This is a genomic window from Kutzneria buriramensis, assembly GCF_003387475.1.
Classification (GTDB): Bacteria; Actinomycetota; Actinomycetes; order Mycobacteriales; family Pseudonocardiaceae; genus Kutzneria; species Kutzneria buriramensis.
The window spans coordinates 1-7,191 of record NZ_QUNO01000049.1; the positions used below are offsets into that span (position 1 = coordinate 1).

Annotated in this window: 5 protein-coding genes and 1 pseudogene; 4 read left to right on the forward strand and 2 right to left on the reverse strand. The window is 66.6% G+C overall.

The window, feature by feature from the left end; genetic code table 11:
* Nucleotides 1-218: 218 nt before the first annotated feature.
* Nucleotides 219-1,109 carry a phosphotransferase enzyme family protein gene (locus tag BCF44_RS54445; protein ID WP_116182465.1) on the reverse strand — a complete coding sequence of 297 codons (891 nt, stop codon included), beginning with the start codon at nt 1,107-1,109 and terminating at the stop codon, nt 219-221.
* A gap of 888 nt (nt 1,110-1,997) precedes the next feature.
* Here BCF44_RS54445 and BCF44_RS54450 point away from each other — a divergent pair.
* Nucleotides 1,998-2,387: a hypothetical protein gene (locus BCF44_RS54450; RefSeq protein WP_116182466.1), complete on the forward strand. Its 390-nt coding sequence runs from the start codon at nt 1,998-2,000 to the stop codon at nt 2,385-2,387.
* A 20-nt stretch (nt 2,388-2,407) separates the two neighbouring features.
* Here BCF44_RS54450 and BCF44_RS54455 read toward each other — a convergent pair whose 3' ends face one another.
* A complete protein-coding gene (locus BCF44_RS54455) occupies nt 2,408-2,983 on the reverse strand; it encodes a hypothetical protein (RefSeq protein WP_147329100.1) in 576 nt (191 codons plus the stop codon).
* 201 nt (nt 2,984-3,184) lie between these two features.
* Between BCF44_RS54455 and BCF44_RS59085 the strand changes: the two genes are divergently transcribed.
* From BCF44_RS59085 to BCF44_RS54470, 3 genes and pseudogenes are all read left to right on the forward strand, one after another.
* The gene (locus BCF44_RS59085) at nt 3,185-4,879 is read left to right on the forward strand and encodes a PLL family lectin (RefSeq protein ID WP_211353717.1); all 1,695 of its coding nucleotides are present in this window, start codon (nt 3,185-3,187) and stop codon (nt 4,877-4,879) included.
* A gap of 42 nt (nt 4,880-4,921) precedes the next feature.
* Entirely contained in the window at nt 4,922-6,592 is a 1,671-nt protein-coding gene (locus BCF44_RS54465) for a PLL family lectin (protein WP_147329101.1), read from the forward strand.
* Nucleotides 6,593-6,807: 215 nt separating this feature from the next.
* A pseudogene (locus BCF44_RS54470) lies at nt 6,808-7,191 on the forward strand (transposase family protein); the annotation flags it as partial.

Genomic DNA, 7,191 nt, shown 5'->3' on the forward strand with positions numbered 1-7,191 from the left:
GGCTTCACATCTACAATCACCACCGCGGCCACACCGCACTCGCGGGTCTCCCACCCGCCAGCCGCGTTCCCAACCTCACGGATCAGTACAGCTAGTGCCCGCGCCCAGCACGATCCGCAACACCTGCAGAGCGTCCCGACCGCGGCGGGAATCACGCTGTGTCAGTGCGACCACTGTCGCGCGGCACCGTGCGCACGCTGGCTCGCAACGGAGGATGCCTACGAGGACAGCCGAACCAGCCATTGGCGAGCATCTTCCAAGCCCTTTTCGTTGTCAGCATCGCTGATGATTCCAGTCAGGTCACCGGCGGCCAGCCTGCGGGCGAAGTAGTCGGCCTGCACTGCCCAGCGGAACCGCAGCATGGTCAGCAAGCCGTGCTCCACCTCAGCCCTGGTGATGGTTCGACTCTCCAAGTATGTCTCGATCAGACATTCTGCCTGGTCTGCGCCTCCGACGTACATCACGGCCGATGCCAGGTCGTACAGGAGCGGACCACTGATCGCTGCACTCCAGTCGATCAGCCCGCAGACGCCGGTCACGTGGTCCAGTCGGAAGGCTTCCGGAGCCGGATCGCAATGCAACAGACCCCAGGAAAAGAACGAAGGAACAACGGCTTCATACGCTGCCACAGCCGCCGCGACCGAGGGCTGGACCCAAGAGCGGACCGACAGATGCGCGGCCTGGGCATCCACCCAGTGGAACCGGTCGACCGGTTCAGTGGGCACATCTCGCAACGCCTCATGAACACGGCCGAGAGTCCGGCCGATCAGCCGCTGATCACTCGTGGTCGTGCCCGACAGTTCCTGCCCCTCAACCCAGCTCAGCAACGCAAGCGTAATTCCATCAATCTCAGCGACGATGTCACCTTGCCGAGTTGGCACAGGTGGGCCCGCGGGGATCCCAGCAGCCTCAACATGACCGGAGAGAGTGAGACCACCCACGAAGGAACGGCGCGAGCCCCGCGCGACGGCCTTGTCGACCCAACGCTCACCGGCCGCGGTGACCAACCACGTCACCGAGTTCATGCCACCGTTATGCGCCTCCACCGTCGCCTCAGCGACACCCCAGTGGTCCGCCAGACACGACCGCAGCTTCCCTTGACCAATCATCCGCTGAAGTCAAGCAGCGATGGCCGCAACTGGCGACCGACTTTCGTCACCTCACCGCGAGCACGACAGACAGCCGACCAAGCACCCGCCGCCGCCATCCGCCGGTCCAACCGTTACCGGATATTCGCAATAACTTGCCCATCCCACGGCAACCGGACGTGGCGCGAGCTGCGCGGCCTGTGGGTGCCGAAAACCACATCCATAAAGGTCAGCCGGCAGGCCGATCGGCGGAAACCCCACCAGAGCGGTCTCATAGGTCTGCAGGAACAGGAGCGAAACAGAGCGACGTACCTACCCCAACGGCGTCAATCCCCCATCATCCGCCGTCAACAGACCCACACCGCACAGCAGATTCTCTATTTCCGCTGGTCATCCCTGCAGGAGCGAGGCCATGACCGTCCAGCCCAAGCAGGTCACCACGGCCAATGCCGACTGGTCCATCACCCTGCGGGGACCATGTCGACATCCAGGCGCTGCCCACAGCACCCGGCGAGCCGGACAGCACATGGCAACCGCGCGCCAGCCACGGCGACGGCATCGACATCCCGTTGCCTGCCTGCAGACGCTGATCGAAGCCGTACAGGCGACGTTGGCGACCCCGTCGCGCGCGACCTGATCGCCACCCACGGCGAGCAACGCGGATGGTCGCGGCCCGGCATCGACCGCACCGAGCGGGTGGTCTACCTGCACGGCCCCGTGTCCGTACCGCAGGTCAGACCTGGTTACGACCTGACCTCCCGCATCCACGTGCCCATCCAGACCCTGCGGCAGTTGTGCACCCGGCTGCTCGGAGCCGCCGCACAGAGCACAACCCTCTGGGCCCGCTGAGCGCATGCACGGCGACCGGCACGCCGTGGCCCCGTCGACTGGGCGCTGCCGCGACGCCGGGTGCCGGCGGCGTCCACCGCCGTGTTCGACGGCTACGTCGCGGCCAAGCACCTGCCGGGCAGCCCGTTGGATGCCGACTCCGTGCGCGACTACTGCTCCCGGGTGCGCCAGTACCTGGCGCGGCTGGCCGTCGCCGTCGAGGCCGGCGCGGTCGACGGCGACCCGCTCGCCGAGCCGGCCTCGATGGCGACGGCACGGTCCGCGACTACCGCACCCACCCGCTCACCGTCGCCAAGCGCTCTGTCCACGGTCAACGCGCACCTGACCGCCGTCGACGACTTCTACCGCCATCTCGGACTCGGGCCGGCCAACGCCAAGCGGCATGAGCTGCCCAAGACGATGTTTCGCATGCAGGCACTGATTCGCGAGTCGTCCCGGGGCGATCATTGACTACGACGCGACGATAGTCGCTACGCCGGGTCACTGTGGTAGGTGATGTGGTCAGCGAGCTTCCCCCGCGCCGGGCCGGCGAGATCAGGACCGATGGCGAACACGAGCAACTCGTCGAGTGGCTGCGCGACAGGGTGGCGTTGGACGAGATCGCCGACCGGCTGGGCCGGAGCATCAGCGCGGTCGAAAGTCGCTGCCACCGGCTGCTTCCTCCGGACGTTCAGTGTCGGCGCAGCGAGGCCGACCTGCTGCTGCGTCAGTTCCTCGCCGAGGACCCCGACTTCGACTGGCGTGCCGGCCTGCGTGCCGCAGCGCCGGTCGCGGATGCCGCCGAGCGGCACCAGCAGCACGATGCCGGCGGCGCCCTCGCCGATCCTGAGATCGGCGGCGACCTGCCCGAGCACCGTCCGGAGCAGGTAGATGTTCGACGACGTGACGGCGCACGTGGCGGCCAGCACGGCGGTCAGGCGACGAGTGAGCACGTGGCCTGAATTTACGGCGACCGGCCACGACCTGCCATGCCGCACATGCCGGCCGGCAAGTTCTTGCCGGTCGCTGACCTGGCGCCGCCAACGGTGAGGCACGACGATGATCACGCTCGAGTGACGGCTCGAGTTGGGTCCAACCAATCCCGCAGCCTTGTGCCCTTGTGCGCGACGCGTTAGCGCGCCCGCTGGCTCCTCGACAGGCCACAAGCGGCATGTAGCCAGGCAATCGCGCGAGGCCGCATGGCCCCGCACGTTTCCTCGCGCCCGCCGGACGTGCCTCCGGCGGGCGCGCTCACTAAGGGGACAGTCATGCACAGTCATCGAAGACGTCGAACGTCCCGCACGATCCTCGCGCTCGTCGCCGGGACCATGGTCGCGTTCGTGGGCCCGGCCGGACCGGCCGTCGCCGCCACCCCGCACCTCGCGACGAGCCGGCATGTCTCCGCGACCACGACCCCGGTGTCCTACCGGGTCTTCGCCACCGATGAGGGTGACGTCGGTAAGACGACCTCGAACATGCACGTGATTCAGCCGAACGATCACTTCGTCGCCCTGCCGTCGATGGCGGTGGTGTCTCCCGAGAACAGTTCCCAATACTCGGTGCGGGTCTGTGGCCCGGTTCGCTGCGAGACCGCGCCGGTATGGGACTTCGGGCCGTGGAACTTCCACGACGACTACTGGGATACGTCCCGCGCCGAGTTCACCGACCTGCCGCAGGGCATACCGGAAGCTCAGGCCGCGTACCTGAACGGATACAACGGCGGTCTCGACGACGACGGCGGCGCGCCGTCAAACCCAGCGGGTATCGATCTGGCCGACGGGACGTTCGCGAACATCGGACTCACCGACAACGGCTGGGTGACCGTCACCTACTTGTGGACCAGCAGCCCGACTACGCCGCCTCCGCCCCCGCCCGCGGACCGTCCATCCGCGACGGTCGTCGATCCGATCACCCACTTGCCCGACTACTTCGTGCTGAGCAACAACGGCGGCATCTACCAGGACGAGCAGACCGCGACGGGATGGACCGGGTTCAGTCCGGTGCCTGGCGGGACCGGGAACACTGGGTTCGTGTCGGCGCCGGCTGCCGTAGCGTACAACGGTGTTGTCGAAGTGTTCGCTGTCAGCGGCAACGGGTCAGTGTATCAGAACACGCGCAACGGCTCCAACTGGACCGGCTGGGACAAAGCATCGCTCTACACCGGAACGGGTAACAGCGGTTTCGTTGGAACGCCTGCCGCGGTCGTGGACCCGACCACCGGTCGGCCGATCCTGTTCGTCCGCAGCGGCAACGGGAGTCTGTATCAGGACACGTTGACCGGCACCGGCTGGAGTGGCTTCGCCGCCGTCGGAGGTGGCTCAGGCGACTCCGGGTTCGGATCTGACCCGGCCGTCGTGGCTTACGGCACCCAGAAGGTGACCGTGCTGGCGGTCAGCAACAACGGTTCGGTGTACCAGAATACGAAGACGGATTCGTCGTGGTCGGGGTGGGACAAGGCATCCCTGTACACCGGTAGCGGCAACAGCGGATTTGTCGGAACGCCCGCCGCCGTCGTCGACCCGGTCACCGGGCTGCCGATCTTCTTTGTGCGCAGCGGTAACGAGAGCTTGTATCAGGACTCGTTGACCGGCACCGGCTGGACCGGCTTCGCCGCGGTGGCCGGTGGCACCGGGAACAGTGGATTCACCACCGATCCGGGCGCTGTGGCCTATGGCAACTCGGTGGACGTGTACGCCGTCAGCTCCAACAGCTCGGTGTACCACAACCTCAAGACCGGTTCGTCGTGGTCGGGGTGGAACAAGGACTCGCTCGGCGCCGGCACCGGTGACAACGGCTTCATCGGCGTGCCGGCCGCCGTGGCCGACCCGGGAACCGGGCTGCCCGAACTGTTCGTGCTCAGCACCAACGGCAGCGTCTACGTCGACCAGAACAACGGCGCCGGTTGGAACGGTTTCGGGTCGAACGCGCTCGGCGCAGGCAATACCGGATTCGTCGCCCAGTAAGCATTTGTGGCCCGCATCGGCCATTCAACCAAAGGGATCACCATGCCTATCACACGCATCCGGCGTGTCTCCGCGGCAGCTATGGCCCTCGCCGCACTACTCGGGTCGGCGGCCGTATTCGCCGCCGGCACGGCCTCCGCCACCACGGCACACAGTCAGACGGACTGCTTCCCGCCGGCATCGCCCGGCTTCGCCATGCCCACCATCACCCGCAGCCAGGTTCTCGCCAGAGCCGCATCATGGCTGAACCAGGGCATCATCTACGACCAGTGCGGCTCGCACGACGGCTACCGGACCGATTGCTCGGGCTACGTCTCCATGGCCTGGGGTCTGGGCGCCTCGCCCACCACCGACACCTTCGGCCCGTACGGCGTCACCGTGCCGGTCTCCGAGGGCGATCTCCAGCCCGGCGACGCCCTGCTCAACCCGGCCCCCCTCAACGACGGGCACGTTGTGCTGTTCGACCATTGGGACAGTGCCGACCACTCGTCGTACGTGGGTTACGAACTCGACGGTCCCGGCAACGTCGAACACCACTCGATCCCGTACCCGTATTTCGGGGGAGCCGGAGGTTACAACCCCGTCCGCTACGTCAACATCGTGGACGACTCGACCGCGGCGCCGGTGGACCGTCCGTCCGCCGTGGTGACCGACCCGATCACCCACTTGCCCGACTACTTCGTGCTGAGCAACAACGGCGGCATCTACCAGGACGAGCAGACCGCGACAGGATGGACCGGGTTCAGTCCGGTGCCTGGCGGGACCGGGAACACTGGGTTCGTGTCGGCGCCGGCTGCCGTGGCGTACAACGGTGTCGTAGAGGTTTTCGCGCTGAGCAACAACGGGTCGGTGTACCAGAACACCCGCAACGGCTCCGCATGGACCGGCTGGGACCGGGCCTCGCTCTACATCGGCACCGGCAACACCGGATTCCTCGGCACGCCGGCGGCCGTGGTGGACCCGGCGACCGGTCGGCCGATCCTGTTCGTCCGCAGCGCCAACAGCGGTGTCTACGAGGATGCGCTCACGCCAACCGGCTGGAGCGGCTTCGCCGCGGTGGCCGGTGGCACCGGCGACAACGGGTTCACCTTCGACCCGGCCGCCGTGGCCTACGGCACCCAGAAGGTGACGGTGCTGGCCGCCAGCAAGAACGGGTCGGTGTACCAGAACACGAAGACGGGTTCGACGTGGTCTGGCTGGGATAAGGCATCGCTGTACACCGGGACCGGCAACAGCGGATTTGTCGGAACGCCGGCCGCCGTCGTTGACCCCGGAAGCGGGCTGCCGATCTTCTTCGTGCGCAGCGGCAACAACAGCTTGTACCAGAATTCGCTGACCGGCACCGGCTGGACCGGCTTCGCCGCAGTGGCTGGTGGCACCGGGAACAGTGGATTCACCACCGATCCGGGCGCTGTGGCCTATGGCAACTCGGTGGACGTGTACGCCGTCAGCTCCAACAGCTCGGTGTACCACAACCTCAAGACCGGCTCGTCCTGGTCGGGATGGACCAAGGACTCACTCGGCGCCGGCACCGGTAACGGCGGCTTCACCGGGGTTCCGGCCGCGGGCGTGAACGCCGGCCTCAACCTGCCGGAGCTGTTCGCGCTCAGCACCAACGGCAGTGTTTACGTCGACCAGAACAACGGCGCCGGTTGGAACGGCTTCGGGTCGAATGCCCTCGGCGGCGGCAACACCGGATTCGTCGCCCAGTAATACGCGGCACCCTGATCGCCGTGCCATGGCCATGGCACGGCGATCGCTCGCGTGTCGTTGTCAGTGAGCCTTTTCATCCTGCTCTGAACGTGTTAGCAGGTAAGGGTTCCAGGTCGGAGATCGGTTGACCGTCGGCGTGTCGGTCCCCGGAATGAGGCGAAGCCCTTGGTAGGACGGTGATCGACCAAGATCCGTATCCTAAGCAAGGGCTTCAGATGTTGTTCTACCGTGCCGCGCTGCCGTTGTCACATCAGACCCTGACCTTCGTGTCCGATCTCATCCGCGCGCACCGTAAGCAGATGAGCTCGGCCTGGCGCACACTCAACCCGGCACAGCAGGCGCTGCTCGTGCTGGTGTACCTCCGCAAGGGCGAGCCATTCGCCGACGTCGGCGCCGGGTTCGACGTCTCGACCACCACGTGTTGGCGATATGTCAACGAGACCGCCGAGTTGCTCGCCCAACGGGCCCCGAAGCGTCGGACGGCGCTACGCAGGGCGAAACGGCGGGCATGGCATACGTGATCATCGACGGCACGTTGATCCCGATCGACCACGTCGCGGTGGACCGGCCGTTCTACTCGGGCAAACACCGCAGACACG